The sequence below is a fragment of the Methanococcus mangrovi genome, assembly GCF_054506835.1.
On the sequence record NZ_CP197114.1, the window covers coordinates 976,718 to 995,114 of the forward strand.

Here is an 18,397-nt window from a genome sequence, read left to right on the forward strand (position 1 = left end):
TACCTACTTTCAAAAAACTTGTGGTGATTTTTTTATGAAACTGCACGAATACGAAGCAAAGGAAATTTTTAAAGAAAATAACATTCCCGTTCCAAAAAGTAAACTTGTAAGCGGAAAAGTTGAAAGTATCGACTATCCAGTTGTTATAAAAGCACAAGTTTTGGTCGGTGGAAGGGGAAAAGCTGGCGGAATTTTATTTGCAGATAATATCGATGACACAAACGAAAAAATTGAATCATTAATTGGAAACACAGTTAAAGGAGAACTCGTTGAAAAAATACTCCTTGAAGAGCAGATAAAAATCGCAAAAGAATATTATGTTGGAGTTGTTGTTGATAGAAACGAAAAAAACAATGTTGTTATCTTTTCAACCGAAGGCGGAATAGATATCGAAGAAGTAGCTTCAAAAACCCCTGAAAAAATAATAAAATTACCACTGAGCCCTGAAAAAGAATTTTTACCTTACCTTGCAAGGGAAATGCTCAAAAAAGCAGGCATTCCAAGTGCAGAAATTCCAAAAGTTGCAGACGTTCTATGCAAAGTTTACAAGGCATTTAAAGACATGGATGGAATTTTAGCTGAAATAAACCCGCTTGTATTTACCGAAGATGGGAAAATCATTGCTGCTGATGCAGTTTTAAATATTGACGATGATGCATACTTTAGACATAATTACGACAAGTTTGAAGAATTTAAAAAACAAGAAAAGTCCGAATTTGCTTACGTTGAACTTGAGGGGGAGATTGCAGTTATTGGAAACGGTGCAGGACTTACCCTTGCAAGCATGGACATTGTAAAAGAATTTGGCGGAAATCCTGCATGTTTCTTGGATATTGGTGGCGGAGCTACAAGGGAAACTGTAAAAAAAGCACTTTTAAAGGCAACTTCAAGGAAAAACGTTAAAGGAGCATTTATTAATATTCTTGGTGGAATTACAAGGTGCGACGAAGTTTCAAAAGGTATTGTAGAAGTACTTGATGAAAAACCTGATTTAAAATTTGCTGTTAGAATGATGGGTACAAATGAAGAAGAAGGAAGAAAAATACTATCTGAAAATGGAGTAAGTTTTGAAAACTCAATGGAAGGAGCTGCAAAAGCACTTACTGAATTAATAAACAGTTAGATGTGATTTCTCGCGTTTAACTAAACTTAACTAAAGCAGAAATTTAAAAAAATAATTATTTTTACATTTTACAAATTTCTTTTAAAAATTGTAATTTTGAAGTATTTTCATCCACTTTTACTTTTATATACCCAGAAACTTCCCATGGCTCTTTTGGATAGCTTTTTTTATCATCAACACTGTATTCTAAACCCATCTTCTTTATTTTACGTACAATATCTTTTAATTTCGGGTTTTGTACTGCAAATTCCTTTGGAACTTTTCTGCCTTCATTTTTAGTCCTTTTTACATCGATATATGCGGGCCATATAATCATTTCTTTCATATTCTCACCGAAATTATCTATCTCACTTGATCCATTTCTCTTTCACAAACGTGTGAATGATTACTATTATAATTGCAACAGATATCGCAGAAATTACCCAAAATCCATAAGGACTTTCTGAAAGAGGCATGTATTTAAAATTCATTCCATATATTCCCGTAATCCACATCGGAACTGCAAATAACGCTGTAACCATTGTAAGAATTTTCATTACCTGATTCATTCTTATATTTTCAATCGAAAGCGACATATCCATCATTGATGATAAAAGCTCACGGTACGTTGTTTCCATGTCTATTAACTGCAAAATATCGTAGTAAAGGTCCTCAAATTCCCACCGGTCTTCCTGAGTTGTTATTGGAAGGTATTTTCTTTTTAAAACTGAAATAACATCCTTGTTTGAGATAAGCGCCTTGTGGAAATATACCAGCATTTTTCTAAGCTGTAATATCTCTTCGGTCATGTTTTTATTCTGTTCCTGAACTATCCTATCCTCTAAAATATCTAATTGGTCTTCGAGGTTTACAAGAATTCTCGAATAGCTTATTGTGATCTGGTTTAATATTGTGTATATAAAAAATCCTTTTCCTTTATCAAGTAGTGTTCTTGGCTTTTTTGTCTTTACAAGATTGTAGAGCCGCCCAATTGACTTGATTTTGTCTGCATGAATTGTTAAAATAATATTATCTTTTACGTAAAGTCCAAAAGAGGTAGTTGTGATGTCTTCTTCGAATAACGGGGCTTTGAAAATAATCGTATAGTATTTATCTTCTTCTTCGACCCTTGGAACTTCCTGTTCATCGAGCCCGAGACTTAATTCATCAATTTCTATATCTATTGTTTTAGAAAGTTCTATCAATTCCACGTCTGACGGGTCGTAGCAGTCGATCCAGATGAGATCGTGTTCACTACGTACTTCGTCCAAATTCAAAACTTCAAAAGACCCTTTAGAGTACCCTAAAACTTCAAGCATAATCTCACAACTATTCTTCAATTACATCTTCTTTGTCTTTTGGTTCGTGAAACAGTACAACAGAAAGCACAATTAAAATGGATACGTATGCTAAAATGTACATCACAAGACTCATGAATTCAACGCTGTAACCAATCAAATAATTTGAAGAAATAATAAACATCTGTCTTAGTATAAACGCCAAAACTACGTTAAAGAAAAGTCTCTTTAAAAGCCGCAATATACTTTTTTCGGTGTGTATCAAATCATCTATGAAGTGAACGAGCACTAAAAGTACAAAACCCAATGTTAACGGGTTTGCAATATTTAAAAGGAATTTTCCAAAAAATACTGTTAAGTTAGGGTCTATAGAAGCACTGTATGAATAGAATATTCCAACGATAAGTATCAAAAGACCTAATATATTTCCAAATGGAGATAATTTTCCTACTTCGAGTCCTTTTTTACTTTCAGTGAATGTTTTTTTGATAGATTCAACTAAGCCTACACCTTCCGATAAAATATAAAGCCCGATAAGTCCGGCAATTATTCTCCACCCAAGGTCTGAAAATATCGCGTACAAAATCATTGCAAAACCAATGGATGTAAATATTAACGGAATGTATTGTGACATCGTCTTTTTTATAAATTCTTGCACAAGATAGTACGTTGATTCGAGAGATTCGTTTTGTTTAATTACGATTCTCTTTTTCCAGACGAAAATATCCTTTAATTCAAGATATTTTAAAACCATTTCGTCTTCTTTCCCATCTGAAACAAGATATATGAAATTAGGTTCGTAAAGGTAAATTAAAAAATCAATCTGTTCCTTAATTTTAATTGCACAGACTTCTGATTCGATATCGATGTCTCCAGAAATCGTTGCAATTTCAACATCTTTTCCTTCTTTTTTTAAGTGGTCGTAGTGCTGAATTCCACCAAGTATGGAGTTTACATCACTGTCTCCAGGGTCAGTTAACCCCAGCTTTACCGCTGCATTGATATTATCCTCCCTACTTAAAATAGGAGTCCTGATATTTGCTTTTCTTCCGACGTCGTCGTCCATGTCAACAACAATAACAAGATACTTTTTATCTTCGGGAACGTTATAATCTTTGCCGATATCCTTTATTGATACCATTATACCACTTTAACACTGAAATAAAGAATAAATATACTTTTTTATTAATTATTTGGCTTTTTTTGTAGATTTTCTGAAACATACAAAAACATTAACATCGTAACTAAAAAACCGTAATTGATGCCGATTTCACACATTGATAACAATACTGCACCATAAATAGAATATATTTTAGTATCGCTCTTTTTATATATTAACTTACTTATTATTCCAAATATTAAGGAAAAAATTAAGCTGAAATAACCCAAATCAAGATAAATCGGGCCAAAAAGTGTTGATGTAATATTATGCCTGTAGCCGTGAATTAGTTCACCAATTAAAGACTCCCCGCCCGGAGTAAATGCTATTTTTCCATATAGTGCAGTAGGGTACATTACAATCTTTTCTAATGTCATTAAATCAAAATAAGCCCTGTATGATAAAATTTCTAAAAAATTAAGACTCCACGATTGACCTGATGACGAAAGAATTGCTTTTGCCATTATTCCTAAAAACAATATAGTAACAATCCCAATAAAAAATATTTTTTTCGCACTTATTTTCTTATTTTTGTAGTTGTAAAGCAAAAATGCAACGACCAAAATCAAAACATTTGCTTTGTATCCCGTTACTGCCAAAATTGCAAAAGATACCAAAAAATACCCAAAATTAAAGAGGCTTGCAAACGTAAGGGCGCCAGAAGAAATTAACCTCAAAGGCTCATCTGAAATTGCCATCCTAACTGTATAATCAGTAATTGGGACGGTTCCATAACTTAAAACCATTGCAAAAAATGAGATCACCCCGATTAAAAACATGATCTTACTTATTTTTTCAGAGTGGTAGTACTTCATAAAAACATGTAAAATTAAAAATACGAGTCCAAAAAAGAGTAGTGCATTTAAAATACTTGCTGAAAGGATAAATACTCCAAAAAACATGGAAAATCCAAGCAAAATTCCAGAAAACATTTTTAAATTTAATTTATCTAACTTAAACTTCTCTTCAAAATTTATAAAAAATGGAATTGAAAATACTGCTAAATTTCCAAATACTACCAAAACCATTTTTAAAAGGGAGTTTATTCCAAATTCTCCAAAATACGGAATTGCAAGTAAAAATATCAAGATATAACCGATAAATATTATAGTTATCGGGTTATCGAGTCCAAGGCCATACTGCTCCCTAAAGTAATTTTTAAATTTTTCAAAATTATTTTTTAGCATTTAAAACCCCCCTGAAAATCCCGTAAAATGTTGAAATTATACCTAAAACATACATTACAACAACATCAAAATCTAAAATTCCTGTTTCAATTCCAACAATTAAGTAAGATACCATTATAGAATAAAATCCAAGATATAACCCTTTTAATTTACCTGAAACCTCGCTTGAAAGCCCCATTAAAAGTCCAAAAATCCCAAAATACGGAATAAGCCCAAGCATTCCAAAATCCATTAAAACAGCACCAAATATCGTCGGTGTAATAGTAACTCCAGTTACCCCGATGCTGTTTGCAATCAGAGTTCTTGGACCGTATTTTGGACCGTCGATTAGCCCGTATGATGAAAATATGGCGTTATGAATAACCCCTTGAAAATTACCGTTGAAATTTTTAACGATAAGGTCAAATATGCTCATAGTAAGGTTTATCCTTGAAGTTATTGGATTTCCTCCGATATTTAATACAAAATGCCTTAAAAATGAAAGTCCAAATACAACTAATGCAAGCCCGATTAATGAATAAATCATGAGTTTATTTTTTATCTTATCTGAATAATACATTGCAAAGATTGTTGAAAGTAATAACACCACAACTTGCGTACGGTAGCCCAAAAGCACAACAAATGCAGAAAATACGCCAGAATATAAAAATATCCGTTTATTACTTAATTTCGAACTTGAAACAAGTATTGCCCATCCAAGTGGAAGAGTGTGTGAAAATGCAGTATAAATAACACTTAAAAATTTTCTCGATGCTGGATCAAACAACGGAACTCCCCGGACCCATAAAAGGTCCATTATCGTAAAAAAAATGCCAAATACCATTAAAAAAAGCCCTATTTTTTCGTGAATTTTATAATTTACATCAAACGGCTTAAATTCCAATTTTTTAAAAATATTTTGGCCCGCAATAAAAGAGAGGTAAAAAAATACTGATGAAAATAATACAATAGCTGCAGAAATTGTACTGACCGTGGACAACAGTACAAAAAGACAGGATATTCCAACAAATATGTGGTGGGGCCCGATTTTTTGAGAATTTATTTCCAAAAACTTCTTCATAATATTACATCCAGGTTATCAATTTTGCATTGTTGTATTCTGCAGTGTTTATTTCGCTAATTTGGTTTTCAACAATTATATTAACTTCAAGATTTGATGTAACTATTTTTTGAGGATTTAATAAACTATCTAAATTTTTTAAGTCCTCTAAATTAAAATCTCCTTTTAATATTAAACCGCCATCTACAAAACTCATTTTTGGCAACGCTGTTTCGTACTTAAAATAATTTATAACGTTCAGCTGCTCTGTTGGTGAGAAAGTTTTTGAATCGATAGCATATGAACCATCAATATCGACTTCAAGAATATTCAAGTCATCGCCGATGTCAGAGTAAATAATATCGCTTATTTCTGAAAATGAAGTTCCGTTTAATGATTCTACGTTATATCTTATTATCGTGTTTCCAAGGGGTACCAAATATATTTTACTTGCCGCAATATCCTCTTTTGATGCAAGTTTACCGCCAACCGTCATTTCTTTGTTGTTATATGCAACTGTTAGCGTTCCACCACTTGCAGATAAAATTTGTACCCTATCTGAGAATTCTGAAGAATCAGCAGTCCATTTTCCATCAATATCTGCATAAAGAGGAAAACCTTTAAGCATTATATTTTCAGAAATCCACGCACATTTGTACATTTCTTCCCCGTCAAATGTATACTCTGCTGATGTCGGGCTTAAAAAGTTATATCCAATTGCAAGGGCAGTAACCAAAATTGAAACTAAAACTAAAAATTCTAAAATTCCTATTTTTTTCATAAATCCAACCCCATTTAAAAATTAAAAATAAAATTAAAAGATTTTAAAATTGTTTAGAATTATAGGACTATAATTTAAATATATTTTGAAAAAATTTAAAAATTATTTTTTATACGCATTAAATACTGTTTCTGCAATGCTTTCTGCATCAAGCTTGTAATATTTCAACAAATCGCCTGCTTTTCCAGATTTTCCAAATTCGTCATTGATACCGATTTTAAAGAGCTTTTTATTTAACCCGTCTTCTGCGATAACTTCAGAAATTGCTCCACCAAGTCCTGCAACGATACTGTGGTCTTCGATTGAAACGATGAAGTCTTTTGAATTTTTAATTGCATCTTTATCAATTGGTTTTATTGTGGCAATTGCAATAACTTGTGCAGATATTCCTTTTTCCAAAAGTATTTTTGAAGCGTTGATTGCTTCTGGGACGAGTTCCCCTGTTGCAATGAGCGTAATATCAGTTCCATCTTTTAAAATTCTTGCTTTTCCAAATTCAAATTTTGCTTCTTCTTCGTTTTCAAAAATTATTTCAGTATTTCCTCTTGGCATTCTTACGTAAACCGGACCTTCGTAAGATGCTGCCCATTTAACAGCGCTTTTTGTTTCCAAATAGTCTGAAGGAGAAATTACAATCATTTTTGGTATTGCCCTCATTATTGCAATGTCTTCTGTCATTTCGTGAGAAGCTCCATCCTCACCAACGGTAATTCCACTGTGAGTTGCACAAACTTTTACATTTAAGCCAGGATATGCGATAGAATTTCTAATCTGCTCCCAAGCTCTTCCTGTTGCAAACATTGCAAAAGTTGATGCAAATACCGTTTTTCCAGTTCTTGAAAGCCCTGCTGCCATACCAATCATGTTCTGTTCCGCAATTCCCGCATTAAAGAATCTTTCAGGGTATTTTTTAGCAAAAACGCTTGTTTTAGTAGAACCTGATAAATCAGCATCCAAAACAACGATATTTTCGTTTAATTCACCAAGTTCTGCAAGTGCTTCACCGTATGCATCTCTCATTCCTTTTTTCGTTCCTTTCATATGATTCACCACAAATAAAAGTCAATACTTTAAAAAATTAAATAAATGGTTAAATTTTAAAAGTTGCAGAATTTCTCAAGTCATTTATTGCTTTTTTAACGTCTTCTTTCCCATAAATTGCTGAAGCCGCAATAATTGCATCTGCTCCTGCTTCAACTGCTTTTGGCGCAGTTTCCAAGTTTATTCCACCATCTACAAGGATTTTTGTATCGTATCCTTCGGTCAATATCTTATTTTTTAAATTATCTATTTTTTTAAGCATCGGGTTTATAAAAGACTGCCCTGAAAAGCCAGGTTCAACAGTCATCACCAAAACACCGTACAAATCTTCCAAAACGTATTCCACGTTATTTATCGGTGTTGAAGGGTTTAAAGCTACGATTGGCTTTGCATCGTGTTCTTTTATCATATCAACAGTTCTAAATAAGTATTTACTTGATTCTGCGTGAAATGCAATCATATCTGCTGCATCTGCCAATTTTGGAATAAATAAATCAGGATTTTCAACCATCAAATGCACATCAATTGGAACATCGGTTATACTTTTTAAATAGTGTGGAACCCTAAGACCCATACTTAAATTCGGTACAAAATGCCCGTCCATTATATCAACGTGAAAAAAATCAACGTTTCCTTCTTCTGCTTTTTTTACTTCCTGTTCCATGTGGCCGTAATCTGCAGAAAGAATAGATGCACCAATCATTACCATTTAAATCACCAATTATTGAAGTTCAGCAAGTGCTTTTTGTAATTCGTCCTTGTTTGGAGCTTTTCCGTGGAATCCAACATTGTTTTCCATGAATGATACGCCTTTTCCTTTTACCGTGTTTGCGACAATCATTTTTGGTTTTCCGTTTTTCATTGATTTTGCAAGCTCCACAGTTTTGATAATTTCTTTGAAGTCGTGGCCGTCAATTTCAAATACATCAAAACCAAATGCAAAAAACTTGGCTTTTAAGTCTCCAAGACACATGACATCTTCAGTACATCCGTCAATCTGGAGTTTGTTTCTATCAACAAAACCGATTAAATTATCTAACTTGTAGTGTGCCGCAGCCATTGAAGCTTCCCAGACCTGCCCTTCCTGGCATTCACCATCCCCTAAAAGAACGAAAACATTGTTTTCATACTTGTTTAATTTACATCCAATAGCAACCCCAACTGATGACGAAAATCCCTGTCCAAGTGATCCGGTATTTACCTCAATTCCAGGAATTTCAATTGTAGGGTGTCCCTGTAAAAGAGCTCCAAGCTGTCTTAAATTCCACAACTCTTCTTCGTTAAAATAACCCAAATCTGCAAGTGTTGTATAAAGTGCAGGACATGCGTGACCTTTACTTAAAATAAACCTGTCTCTTGAATCCAATTTTGGATTTTTCGGGTCATAACTCATTATATTGTAGTAAAGAGCAGTGATAATATCAATTGCCGAAAGAGAACCTCCGGGGTGTCCAGATTCTGCAAGGCCTATCATTTTTACAATGTTGTACCTTAAACTTTTGGATTTAGCAGATAATTCATCAAAATTCAAATTTTGTGTGTTTTTCATTCTTTTCACCGGGTTTAAAAACATAAATTTTTAAATCTGTTTCGTTTTTTCTTCTGATTTTGTTGATAATAGTAATAACGTGAAAATAAAAGTAAAACGTCAATTTTGTGTTTGGATATCCTAAAATATTATTTTTTAAAGGGCATTACTATTACAATCCATTGATAAGATGAATATCATCAGATGCATTTATAAATTTTTTGTATGGTATATCGTAAGTATGTATCTACATCTCACGCCTACTTTAAATATTATTTTCTAAATGTGCCAACCTATTTTAAAACAATCATATTTAAATCATAGAATAAATATCATTATGACACTTAAGTAGTTAATAAATAAGCTGGTGATTTTATGAGTACACTCGATTATTTAAAAATTCTCGCAACGGAAAAAGGAATTTCCGGTAGAGAAGATAATATAAGAGACTACATGAAAAAAGAACTTGAAAAATACTGTGACAGTATTGAAACAGACAAATTTGGAAATTTAATCGCTAAAAAAGGGTCAACGGGCCCAAAAATTATGATTGCATCACACATGGATGAAATCGGACTTATGGTTAAATTCATCGATGACAAAGGATTTTTAAAATTTACAAAAATTGGCGGAATTAACGACCAGATGCTTTTAAACCAGAAAGTTATCGTTCACAGCAATGAAGGCGATATTGTTGGTGTTTTAGGCTCAAAACCACCTCACAAAATGAAAGAAAGCGAAAGAAACAAGTTAATTTCTGCTGAACATATGTTTATCGACATCGGTGCAAAAAATAGAGAAGATGCAGAAAAAATGGGTGTTGAAATCGGTACTGCAATTTCATTCAAGTCTGAATTTGACAACCTTGGTGGAAACGTAGTTTCATGTAAATCATTTGACAACAGGGCAGGCTGTGCAGTTGTTTTGAAAACCATGGAATTAATCAAAGATATGGATTTAAAATGCCAGGTTTACGCTGTAGGAACAGTTCAGGAAGAAGTTGGATTGAAAGGTGCAAAAACGTCTGCATTTGGAATTAATCCTGATGTTGCATTCGCACTTGACGTTACAATCTGTGGGGACCACCCTGGAATTAAATTAGAAGATGCACCAGTTGAACTTGGAAAAGGTCCTGTTGCTACAATTGTTGATGCATCTGGAAGGGGAATTATTACACACCCAACAGTTTTAAGAATGGTAAGAGATGTTTCAAAAGCAGATGAGATACCTGTTCAATACGAAGTTGGAGAAGGAGGAACTACTGACGCAACCGCAATCCACTTAACAAGAGATGGAATTCCAACAGGAGTTATATCCGTTCCTTCAAGATACATACATACACCAGTTGAAGTTATTGACACAGAAGACCTTGAAAAAACAACCGAACTCGTTGTTGCTTGTATTAAAAAAGTACACGAATACTTTTAATTTCAATTAAAAATCTATTTTTTAATTTTTAGGATATTAAAAAAATTTAAAAATTTAAATCAAACGAAAACCGTGAATTTTATGAAACTCGATATTAAAAAAGACTTGAAAAACATTGCATGGCACTGCAGAATGTGCGGCGGCTGCTGTGACTCCCCAAGCGTTTCCAAAAAGGATGTTGCAAACATTGCAGGATTTTTAAAAATTCCATTTGACGAAGTTGTTAAAAAATATCTCGTAAACTTTGATGGAATGACAGGAAGGCTCAAAACGTCAAAAGAAAAATGTATATTCTTAGATGAAAACAATAAATGTAAAATTTATAGAGTTAGACCGATTATCTGTAGATTAAGACCTTATTCAGTTCAAATTAAAGATAAAAGCCTTGTTTTAACATACGATGGCTGGTTTTTAGAAAACTGTAAAGGTCAGTTTATTGGAGAGTTAGAACCTGAGGAAGAATACTACAAACACGCTGAAACCGTTTTAAAGTACCTTGGAGAAGAAAAAAATACTCCTGAAGAATTATTTGAAAAAGCGAAAAAAAGATTGAAAAAAGCTAAAAAACAATAATTTAACAGAATGTTCTGTTTGAAACTGGAATACAGAGTGTTTTTTTGCAGTGGGGACATTCCACTGTTACTTTCCCCATTTCATAATTTTCAGGAAATGGTTTGTCACAGTACGGGCAGTACCACAATTTTTTACCTGTTTTTTCGCATTCCCCAATTTCCCCAACAGTAGGATACTTTTTAAACGTAACGTCACTTTCTTTATCCTGATATTTAAAAAAGAGTTCGATTAAATCCTTGTAAATCTCAATCGCAGACATTCTTATGCATTTTTCTCCGCCACATACTGGACATTCCATACTTTCACCATAATTCATCCATATTTAGTAAAAAATGTAGTTTTATTCTATATAATATATTGTTACATCAAAAGTTTTAAATTTTAAACCCTCAAGGTTATTTTAGTAAATTTCTGGTGTATTTATGAAATCGATAATTTTGGGAATTCTTGCATCACTTTTTTTCGCATCTACTTTCGTTTTAAACCGGCAGATGGATCTTTTTGGTGGAGATTGGGTATTTTCTGCGTCATTAAGGTATATATTTACACTTCCAATCCTTCTAATTTTAATTTACGGCAGAAATAACATTAAAAAAGTAATTTTTGAAATAAAAAGTAACTTTAAAGAGTGGTTTATTTGGAGTAATGTTGGTTTTGTCCTGTTTTACGCGCCACTTACATTTGCAGGTGATTATGGCCCATCATGGCTTATTGCGGGAACCTGGCAGATCACCATTATTGCAGGAATCCTTGTAACGCCATTATTTTACAGCATGATTGAAAATAATGGAAATTTAGAAAAAGTAAGGAACAAAATTCCAAAAAAGTCGCTTTTTATTTCCGGAATAATTCTTTTTGGAATAATTTTAATGCAGTATTCGAGAATAACTTCTGTATCTACAAATGACCTTATTTTTGGATTTTTTCCAGTTATTATTGCAGCATTTTCATATCCATTGGGAAATAGAAAAACTATGGAAATTTCAGGAGGTAGATTAACCACATTCCAGAGGATTTTGGGAATGACGCTTTGCAGCATGCCCGCATGGATTTTACTTCTAATTTATGGGCTTTTTAGATCGGGCATTCCAAATAATAACCAGATTGTCCAATCTTTTATCGTCGCGTTATTTTCTGGAATAATTGCAACCTGGCTTTTTTTCAAAGCAACAGACATTGTCAGAAAAGATATGAAAAAACTTGCCGCTGTTGAATCAACACAGTCTGGAGAAATAGTATTTTCAGTACTTGGTGAACTTATCCTTCTTGGCGGTGCATTACCGGACATTTTTGCAATTTTTGGGCTACTTGTCGTCATATTTGGAATGATTATTCACAGCACTTATTCAACGCGAACAAAATAATCCTCCAAAAATCAGATGAAGCTTAAACTCAAAAAATTTAAAAATTACTAAAAAAGTTAATTTCGAGTTACTTAAATGAAATATTTTCTTTTATTTCGTTTAAAACTGAATTTATAAAATCATCAAGTGGCATATTTAAATTTTCTTCACAGGATTTAACTTGTTCTCTTGAAACGTTCTGCGCAAAACTTTTATCTTTTAATTTTTTCTTGATTGACTTTAGTTCTGCCTGTTTTATGTCCCTGTCAGGCCTCATTAAAACATAAGCCCTAATAATTCCGGAAAGCGCATCAACTGCCCATAATGCATGCCTAATTTCAGAATTTCGCTCAATTTTTAATACATCATTGTGAGATTTTATATCGTCAATTAAATTTTCTGAAATTCCTTCTTTTCTTAAAATTTCTTCACCGATAATGCAGTGTTTTTCAATACAGTTTTCATACTCTTCAATATCGATATCGTGCAAAACACCAGTTACAAACCAGTAATTTTGTTCATTTTCATCTTTTTTAAGATATTTAGCTATTCCAAGCATCCCGTATCCGACAATTAGATTATGGTCGAGATTTGGCTGTTCTTTTACATAGCAATTTAACAGATATAACGCTTTATTATTATCTGGTATCATAATAAGCCTCCAAATAGGTATAAAAATAAAACGTAAAAAAAGTAAATTTATGCGGCAGAGACGATTTTTATAATATCTCCGTCATTTAATTCTTGATCTGCACTGATTCTCAACTTTTTCTTTGCATCAACCGCGTAGATAAACTTCTGACCGATTTCCGTGTGTATTTTAAATGCAAGGTCTTTTGCAGTTGCTCCCTTTTTTACAAGGTACGCATCAGGTAAAACGTTTCCTTTTTTATCACAGAATTTTCCCTCGTCTTCTACGGGGTAAACCACAATCATGTTTAAAATATCAAAATAAGCTATGTTAATTAAATCCTGAATTCCTGTTCCGCCAAATTTATCAAGGTAGTTTTTCATGTAATTTAGGGCATTTTTCTGTGCATCATTTAGGGAAGATGCATCCACAATTTCCATTGATTTTCCATCATATTTTATTAAACCTGCTTTCTGCGCTTTTTTCAGTGCAAGTTCAATTTCTGCAGATGTTGGGATTACCAAAAAGTCTTTAAATTCTTCTTTTAAAATTTCAATGTTTTTTTCTGCGTCAGGGTGATCGGCCTTGTTTGCAGCAATAATCATTGGTTTTGAAGCTTTTCTCAAATTTGTCGAAATTTTTAACAGATCATCTTCTGACCATTTCATAGGGCTTTCGTCAAACTCTTTAATTACCGCAAACACCTGATTTTCTGAAATGTTTAATCCACTTAACTGTTCAGAAAGCGCTTTTAAAAGGTTTTTTTCCTGCTGTGCTTTTCTTGAAAGTCTTTCCCAGTTTTTCGTTAAAATTCCGTGAATCCACATGTCAAGTTCGTTTAACAAAAATTTAACATCCTGTACCGGATCGTTATTTTCAGTAGGATTTCCTTCAAGGTCAGTCTTTCCACTTGCGTCAACTACAAGTATAAACGCATCAGCCTGTCTTAAGTCGTCTAAAAATTTGTTACCCATTCCTTTTCCCTTGTGTGCATCAGGAACAAGCCCTGCAACATCAATAACTTCAACAGGAATATAACGCATTCCAGAAAAACATTTTGAATTGTTTGGAGTACATTTTATATTTAAAGTCTCACAAGGGCATGGCTTTGTAACAAAAGAAGTTCCTATATTTGGGTTTATCGTAGTAAATGGATAATTTCCAATATCTGCAATTTTCTCAGTCATTGCATTGAATGTAGTTGATTTTCCAACGTTTGGCTTTCCAACAAGTCCTAATATCGCCATGCTATCACCGTTTAATTGTTAATTAAAGTTCTATAAAATCCCAAGGTTTTTTTTCGATTTTATTAATGTAATTATTTAAATCAACATTTTTAATAAGTTCCACTGTGTTTTTCGACTCATTTAAAACTTTTGAAAGTTCAAATCCGCCCCTTGCAAGAACTGTCTGTGCAACCATGGAGTTGAATTTTTCAAAATCAACATTCACCTTTATCTTTCGCAAACTCTTTTCGATGTATTTTATCTTCGTTTTTGAAGTCATATCAAATTTAAACTCTTCGAAAGGAGTGTGCGGTTTTGGAATCATCGGGTTTATGCTTACATCTACTTTTCTAACGTTATCTTTTATTTTTTTCGTTAAAGTTAGTATCTCTTCAATATCTTCTTCTGTTTCACCCGGAAAACCTACCATGTAATACAGTTTCACCGTAGAAATACCGTGATTTTTTGCAATCTCGACTGCATTTAAAATATCGTCTTCGGTTACTCCTTTATCAATCTTTTTTCGCAAAACTTCGCTACCTGCTTCCGGCGCAATCGTCAGCGTCTTCAAATTTAAAAATTCAAGCAGTTCCTCTGTAATTGTATCTGCCCGCAATGATGAAGGCGAAATTGATACGTTTTTTTCAGAGATATAGGCACACAAGTCTAATACATGTTTGTAATCGCTTACCGATGGCGCAATTAAAGAAACCTTGTCTGCATCTGTTTTTTTTAAACCTTCATCAACCAGATATTTCAAATCATCAATTTTCCGGTATCTTGGAGGAGCGTAGATACATTTGGCCATGCAAAATTTACAGTTTCTAATACATCCCCTTCCAATTTCAAGAAGATACGCTTTTCCGTAAGCTCCGGATTCGTGAGTAACTTGTGCTATTGAATAATCTTCTATCCCGAGTTTTTTTGGATATATTCTTTTAATTTTTTCATTGTTGTATGTTTTTGGAACAAATACTCCTGAAACTTCAAAATTGCCATTTATTAATTGATACATCGTGTCAGTTCCTTCAATTTCGCCGATAACAAATGCATCAAAAAATTCTTGAAGCGGTAGCGGGTTTGAAATAGCGCAAGGGCCCCCCGCAATAAAAATAGCATTTGGATTTTGAAGTTTTAATTCTTTTACAATTTTTACAACGTTAAAATAGTCGTTTTCATACTGTAAAGTTATCAAAATAGCGTCATTGTTTTTAATTTTCGAGTAATTTTCGATAAAATACGCATTTGCAGAAATATCCGGGTACTTGTTTAAGTGGCTGGTTAAAACATGCACTGCAAGGCATGCAACCCCTCCGCCAAATTTATTTGGATACACGATTGAAACGTTTTTTACCATTTTACCGCCAGAATAAAGAATAAGCTAAAAATTAGTAGTAGTTAAAAGAGATATAAAAGTTTGATTATTTAAAATAAAAAAATTGGTGTCAGCTCGCCCATCTTTCCTCATAAATCAGAAGCTACTCCGTTCATCATCCACCAAATGCATAAAAAGAACATTTCTTTATGCGTCAATTGCACCATTAGTATCTCGGATTCAGTATATAAATGTGATTGTAAGTTTAGATGTTAAATTTGTTTAGATTAGATAATTAATTTTAGCTAATTATTTTAAATAGTTTTCATAAAACCTATTTAAACAAACTACCAAAATACATAACAACCAAAAATTGGAAAAGCGGTCAAACATGAACGAAATTGACATAATCAAAATCATTTCAAAAAATTTAACCTATTCAATGGGCGTTGAAAAAGGAATTGGTGACGATTGCGCAGTTTTTAAATTTGAAAACCAGCACCTTGTCGTTACAACCGACATGATGTTTAAATCAACACATTTTCCAAGTATTTTAACGCCGTTTCAGATTGGAATGAGAGTAGTTACTGCAAATGTATCAGATATTGCAGCAATGTGTGCAAAACCGCTTGGAATGGTAATTTCGATGGGTTTTGATAGTCCCGACAAAAAATTTATCGGTGAAATGTCAAGAGGAATAAATTTTATTTCAAAAGAGTACGAATGCCCAATTGCAGGTGGAGACACGAATAAAGCGCCGGAATTAACACTATCGGGAACTGCTTTTGGAATTACGGATAATCCGATATATCGCGGCGGAATTATCGGTGAAGATATTTGTATTACTGGAAATGTTGGAAAAGTCAATTGCGCTCTAAAAATTCTTGAAATGAAAGATAAAGGAATTATAGGAAATATTGAATTTGAAAAAACAATGTCTGAATTTCCAGGAATAATGAAAAAACTCGCAGAACCAAGAGCACGGGTTAAAGAAGGGCTTTTGTTGAATAAAACAATTACTTCGTGCTGTGATATTTCAGATGGATTATCAAAAGATTTAAGTTATACTGGAAACTTTGAAATTAATTCAAAAAAGCTGTTAAATGCTGTTTCAAAAGATGTTATTGAATTTTGTGAAAAATTTGATATGGATTTATTAAATACGGTTTTAAACAGCGGTGAAGAATTTGAACTCCTTTTTACAACAATCAATTTTAAAAAAGCCTGTGAAAAATTGGAAAAGATAAATTCAGTAACAAAAATTGGAAAAGTAGTAGAATCTGGAAAAACGGTTGATGGAAAATCCATGGAATTAGAAGGATATGTTCACAAGTGGTAAATTGGAAAAGATAAAATAATAAACGGATAAACCATGAACGAAAAACTTAAAAACTATTTTTTAATACTCCTAAAATATTTTGGCTGTTCTCTCTTAATTTACCTCGTTTTATCTCATTTCGAGAGTTACTTAATAAAATTTGTAGCATATCACAGTTACATCTTGTTAAAATGTTTATTAAACGATGCATATATCTTTCAAAATACAATATTCCTTTCAAACGTATCAATTTTAGTAATTGAACCATGCACCGGAATTTTATCAATTTCGATAGTATTGGGTTCTGTAGTCGCCGTTGAAAAGAAATTAAAATATTTAATTTTGGGTTCAGTTTTTTGTGCATTATTAATATACCTTGGAAACATATTTAGAATCGTCATTATAGGAATCCTCGCAAATAATTTTGGAAACGCGCAATATATCCACAACAGCGTTAGTTTAGTAAGCGGTCCATTAATGGCCGTTACTACGATTTTAATATGGTTTAAAATACGCGAAAAACTTATAGATACAAAACTTGACGAATAAAAAATAAATTTATAGAATATTATTTATTATATGGTGGTCTTTTTGGAAAATTTACAATTTATACGGGTAAACACGCTAAAAATATCTTCTAACGACTTAAAAAAACGATTGGAAGAAAAAAATGTGGTACTTGAAGACACGTTTTTAGATTACGTATTTAGGGTAGTAAAATCACCATTTTCCATGGGTTCAACTCCGGAATACCTCTTGGGATATTACTTTTTACAGAGCATTTCATCAATAATTCCATCAATAACACTCAATCCAACAAAAGATGACGATGTACTCGACATGTGTGCTGCACCGGGTGGAAAAACCACGCATCTTGCGCAATTAATGGAAAATGAAGGTTCAATCCTTGCTGTTGAAATAAACAAAAATAGACTGAAAAGTTTAAGGTCAAATCTCAACAGGATGGGATTTAAAAATACGTTAATGATAAACACGAATGCAGTTAATATCGATAAAAAGTTAAGATTCGATAAAATTCTTTTGGATGCCCCATGTACTGGAAACGAGATAAAAGACTGTAATCGAGTAAAAACAAAACGAGATATATTATTCTGTGCAAAAAGACAGGTTGAATTATTCAGAACTGCAATTGAAGTACTAAAAGACGGTGGTGTGTTGGTATACAGTACTTGCTCTCCAGAAATTGAAGAAGACGAAGATATCGTTCGATATATTTTGAAAAACAACAAAAACATGGAACTTATTGAACTAAGCGTGGACGATTTTCCGGGCATAAACATGATTGAAGGCGAAGTTAAGGGAACTTTAAAAGTAATTCCGCCAAATGAGCCATTTTTCATTGCAAAATTTAGAAAAGTTAAAAATTAATTTTTCAAAACTCATTTTATTATATTAATTACTTTTTTA

General features: G+C 32.8%; 20 protein-coding genes. 7 read left to right on the forward strand and 13 right to left on the reverse strand.

What is annotated here, in order from left to right; genetic code table 11:
* Window positions 1–34 precede the first annotated feature (34 nt).
* A complete protein-coding gene (gene sucC, locus ACS5L2_RS05215) occupies window positions 35–1,123 on the forward strand; it encodes an ADP-forming succinate--CoA ligase subunit beta (protein WP_459200974.1) in 1,089 nt (362 codons plus the stop codon).
* 61 nt (window positions 1,124–1,184) lie between these two features.
* Here the strand turns inward: sucC and ACS5L2_RS05220 are convergent, their stop codons facing one another.
* From ACS5L2_RS05220 to ACS5L2_RS05260, 9 genes are all read right to left on the reverse strand, one after another.
* Window positions 1,185–1,448, reverse strand: coding sequence for a signal recognition particle subunit SRP19/SEC65 family protein (locus ACS5L2_RS05220; protein ID WP_459200975.1), 264 nt, complete (start codon window positions 1,446–1,448; stop codon window positions 1,185–1,187).
* 22 nt (window positions 1,449–1,470) lie between these two features.
* Window positions 1,471–2,421: a magnesium/cobalt transporter CorA gene (gene corA, locus ACS5L2_RS05225; protein WP_459200976.1), complete on the reverse strand. Its 951-nt coding sequence runs from the start codon at window positions 2,419–2,421 to the stop codon at window positions 1,471–1,473.
* Between the two features lie 10 nt (window positions 2,422–2,431).
* Window positions 2,432–3,541 (reverse strand): DUF373 family protein, encoded by a 1,110-nt coding sequence (locus ACS5L2_RS05230; protein ID WP_459200977.1) that lies wholly within the window; start codon window positions 3,539–3,541, stop codon window positions 2,432–2,434.
* A gap of 44 nt (window positions 3,542–3,585) precedes the next feature.
* A complete protein-coding gene (locus ACS5L2_RS05235) occupies window positions 3,586–4,746 on the reverse strand; it encodes an oligosaccharide repeat unit polymerase family protein (protein WP_459200978.1) in 1,161 nt (386 codons plus the stop codon).
* Window positions 4,733–5,806 (reverse strand): oligosaccharide repeat unit polymerase family protein, encoded by a 1,074-nt coding sequence (locus ACS5L2_RS05240; protein WP_459200979.1) that lies wholly within the window; start codon window positions 5,804–5,806, stop codon window positions 4,733–4,735. The genes ACS5L2_RS05235 and ACS5L2_RS05240 overlap by 14 nt, the downstream gene beginning before the upstream one ends.
* Before the next feature lie 4 nt (window positions 5,807–5,810).
* Window positions 5,811–6,566 carry a TrmB family transcriptional regulator sugar-binding domain-containing protein gene (locus ACS5L2_RS05245; RefSeq protein ID WP_459200980.1) on the reverse strand — a complete coding sequence of 252 codons (756 nt, stop codon included), beginning with the start codon at window positions 6,564–6,566 and terminating at the stop codon, window positions 5,811–5,813.
* Window positions 6,567–6,668: 102 nt separating this feature from the next.
* A complete protein-coding gene (locus ACS5L2_RS05250; protein ID WP_459200981.1) occupies window positions 6,669–7,607 on the reverse strand; it encodes a transketolase family protein in 939 nt (312 codons plus the stop codon).
* Between the two features lie 49 nt (window positions 7,608–7,656).
* On the reverse strand, window positions 7,657–8,316 hold the full coding sequence (rpe, locus tag ACS5L2_RS05255) for a ribulose-phosphate 3-epimerase (protein WP_459200982.1): 660 nt from the start codon (window positions 8,314–8,316) through the stop codon (window positions 7,657–7,659).
* Window positions 8,317–8,328: 12 nt separating this feature from the next.
* A complete protein-coding gene (locus ACS5L2_RS05260; protein WP_459200983.1) occupies window positions 8,329–9,156 on the reverse strand; it encodes a transketolase in 828 nt (275 codons plus the stop codon).
* 354 nt (window positions 9,157–9,510) lie between these two features.
* Here ACS5L2_RS05260 and ACS5L2_RS05265 point away from each other — a divergent pair, with 354 nt between their 5' ends.
* Window positions 9,511–10,563 (forward strand): M42 family metallopeptidase, encoded by a 1,053-nt coding sequence (locus ACS5L2_RS05265; RefSeq protein ID WP_459200984.1) that lies wholly within the window; start codon window positions 9,511–9,513, stop codon window positions 10,561–10,563.
* An 81-nt stretch (window positions 10,564–10,644) separates the two neighbouring features.
* On the forward strand, window positions 10,645–11,136 hold the full coding sequence (locus tag ACS5L2_RS05270) for a YkgJ family cysteine cluster protein (RefSeq protein WP_459200985.1): 492 nt from the start codon (window positions 10,645–10,647) through the stop codon (window positions 11,134–11,136).
* A 1-nt stretch (window position 11,137) separates the two neighbouring features.
* Here ACS5L2_RS05270 and ACS5L2_RS05275 read toward each other — a convergent pair whose 3' ends face one another.
* On the reverse strand, window positions 11,138–11,434 hold the full coding sequence (locus tag ACS5L2_RS05275; protein WP_459200986.1) for a hypothetical protein: 297 nt from the start codon (window positions 11,432–11,434) through the stop codon (window positions 11,138–11,140).
* A gap of 124 nt (window positions 11,435–11,558) precedes the next feature.
* Between ACS5L2_RS05275 and ACS5L2_RS05280 the strand changes: the two genes are divergently transcribed.
* Window positions 11,559–12,500: a DMT family transporter gene (locus ACS5L2_RS05280; protein WP_459200987.1), complete on the forward strand. Its 942-nt coding sequence runs from the start codon at window positions 11,559–11,561 to the stop codon at window positions 12,498–12,500.
* Window positions 12,501–12,567: 67 nt separating this feature from the next.
* On the opposite strand, the gene ACS5L2_RS05285 is transcribed toward ACS5L2_RS05280, so the two are convergent.
* Genes ACS5L2_RS05285 through ACS5L2_RS05295 form a run of 3 tightly spaced genes read right to left on the reverse strand, consistent with a single transcriptional unit; the run spans window position 12,568 to window position 15,693 of the window.
* Window positions 12,568–13,131 carry an HDIG domain-containing metalloprotein gene (locus ACS5L2_RS05285; protein WP_459200988.1) on the reverse strand — a complete coding sequence of 188 codons (564 nt, stop codon included), beginning with the start codon at window positions 13,129–13,131 and terminating at the stop codon, window positions 12,568–12,570.
* Between the two features lie 47 nt (window positions 13,132–13,178).
* Window positions 13,179–14,357: a redox-regulated ATPase YchF gene (locus ACS5L2_RS05290; RefSeq protein ID WP_459200989.1), complete on the reverse strand. Its 1,179-nt coding sequence runs from the start codon at window positions 14,355–14,357 to the stop codon at window positions 13,179–13,181.
* 22 nt (window positions 14,358–14,379) lie between these two features.
* Entirely contained in the window at window positions 14,380–15,693 is a 1,314-nt protein-coding gene (locus ACS5L2_RS05295) for a B12-binding domain-containing radical SAM protein (RefSeq protein WP_459200990.1), read from the reverse strand.
* A gap of 349 nt (window positions 15,694–16,042) precedes the next feature.
* Here ACS5L2_RS05295 and thiL point away from each other — a divergent pair, with 349 nt between their 5' ends.
* From thiL to ACS5L2_RS05310, 3 genes are read left to right on the forward strand one after another with little or no spacing between them, the layout of a single operon-like run.
* Window positions 16,043–16,990: a thiamine-phosphate kinase gene (gene thiL / locus ACS5L2_RS05300; protein ID WP_459200991.1), complete on the forward strand. Its 948-nt coding sequence runs from the start codon at window positions 16,043–16,045 to the stop codon at window positions 16,988–16,990.
* Between the two features lie 33 nt (window positions 16,991–17,023).
* Window positions 17,024–17,518, forward strand: a complete 495-nt coding sequence (artE, locus tag ACS5L2_RS05305; protein WP_459200992.1) for an archaeosortase family protein ArtE — start codon at window positions 17,024–17,026, stop codon at window positions 17,516–17,518.
* A gap of 42 nt (window positions 17,519–17,560) precedes the next feature.
* Complete coding sequence (locus tag ACS5L2_RS05310; protein WP_459200993.1) at window positions 17,561–18,358, forward strand: NOL1/NOP2/sun family putative RNA methylase; 798 nt, start codon at window positions 17,561–17,563, stop codon at window positions 18,356–18,358.
* Window positions 18,359–18,397 lie beyond the last annotated feature (39 nt).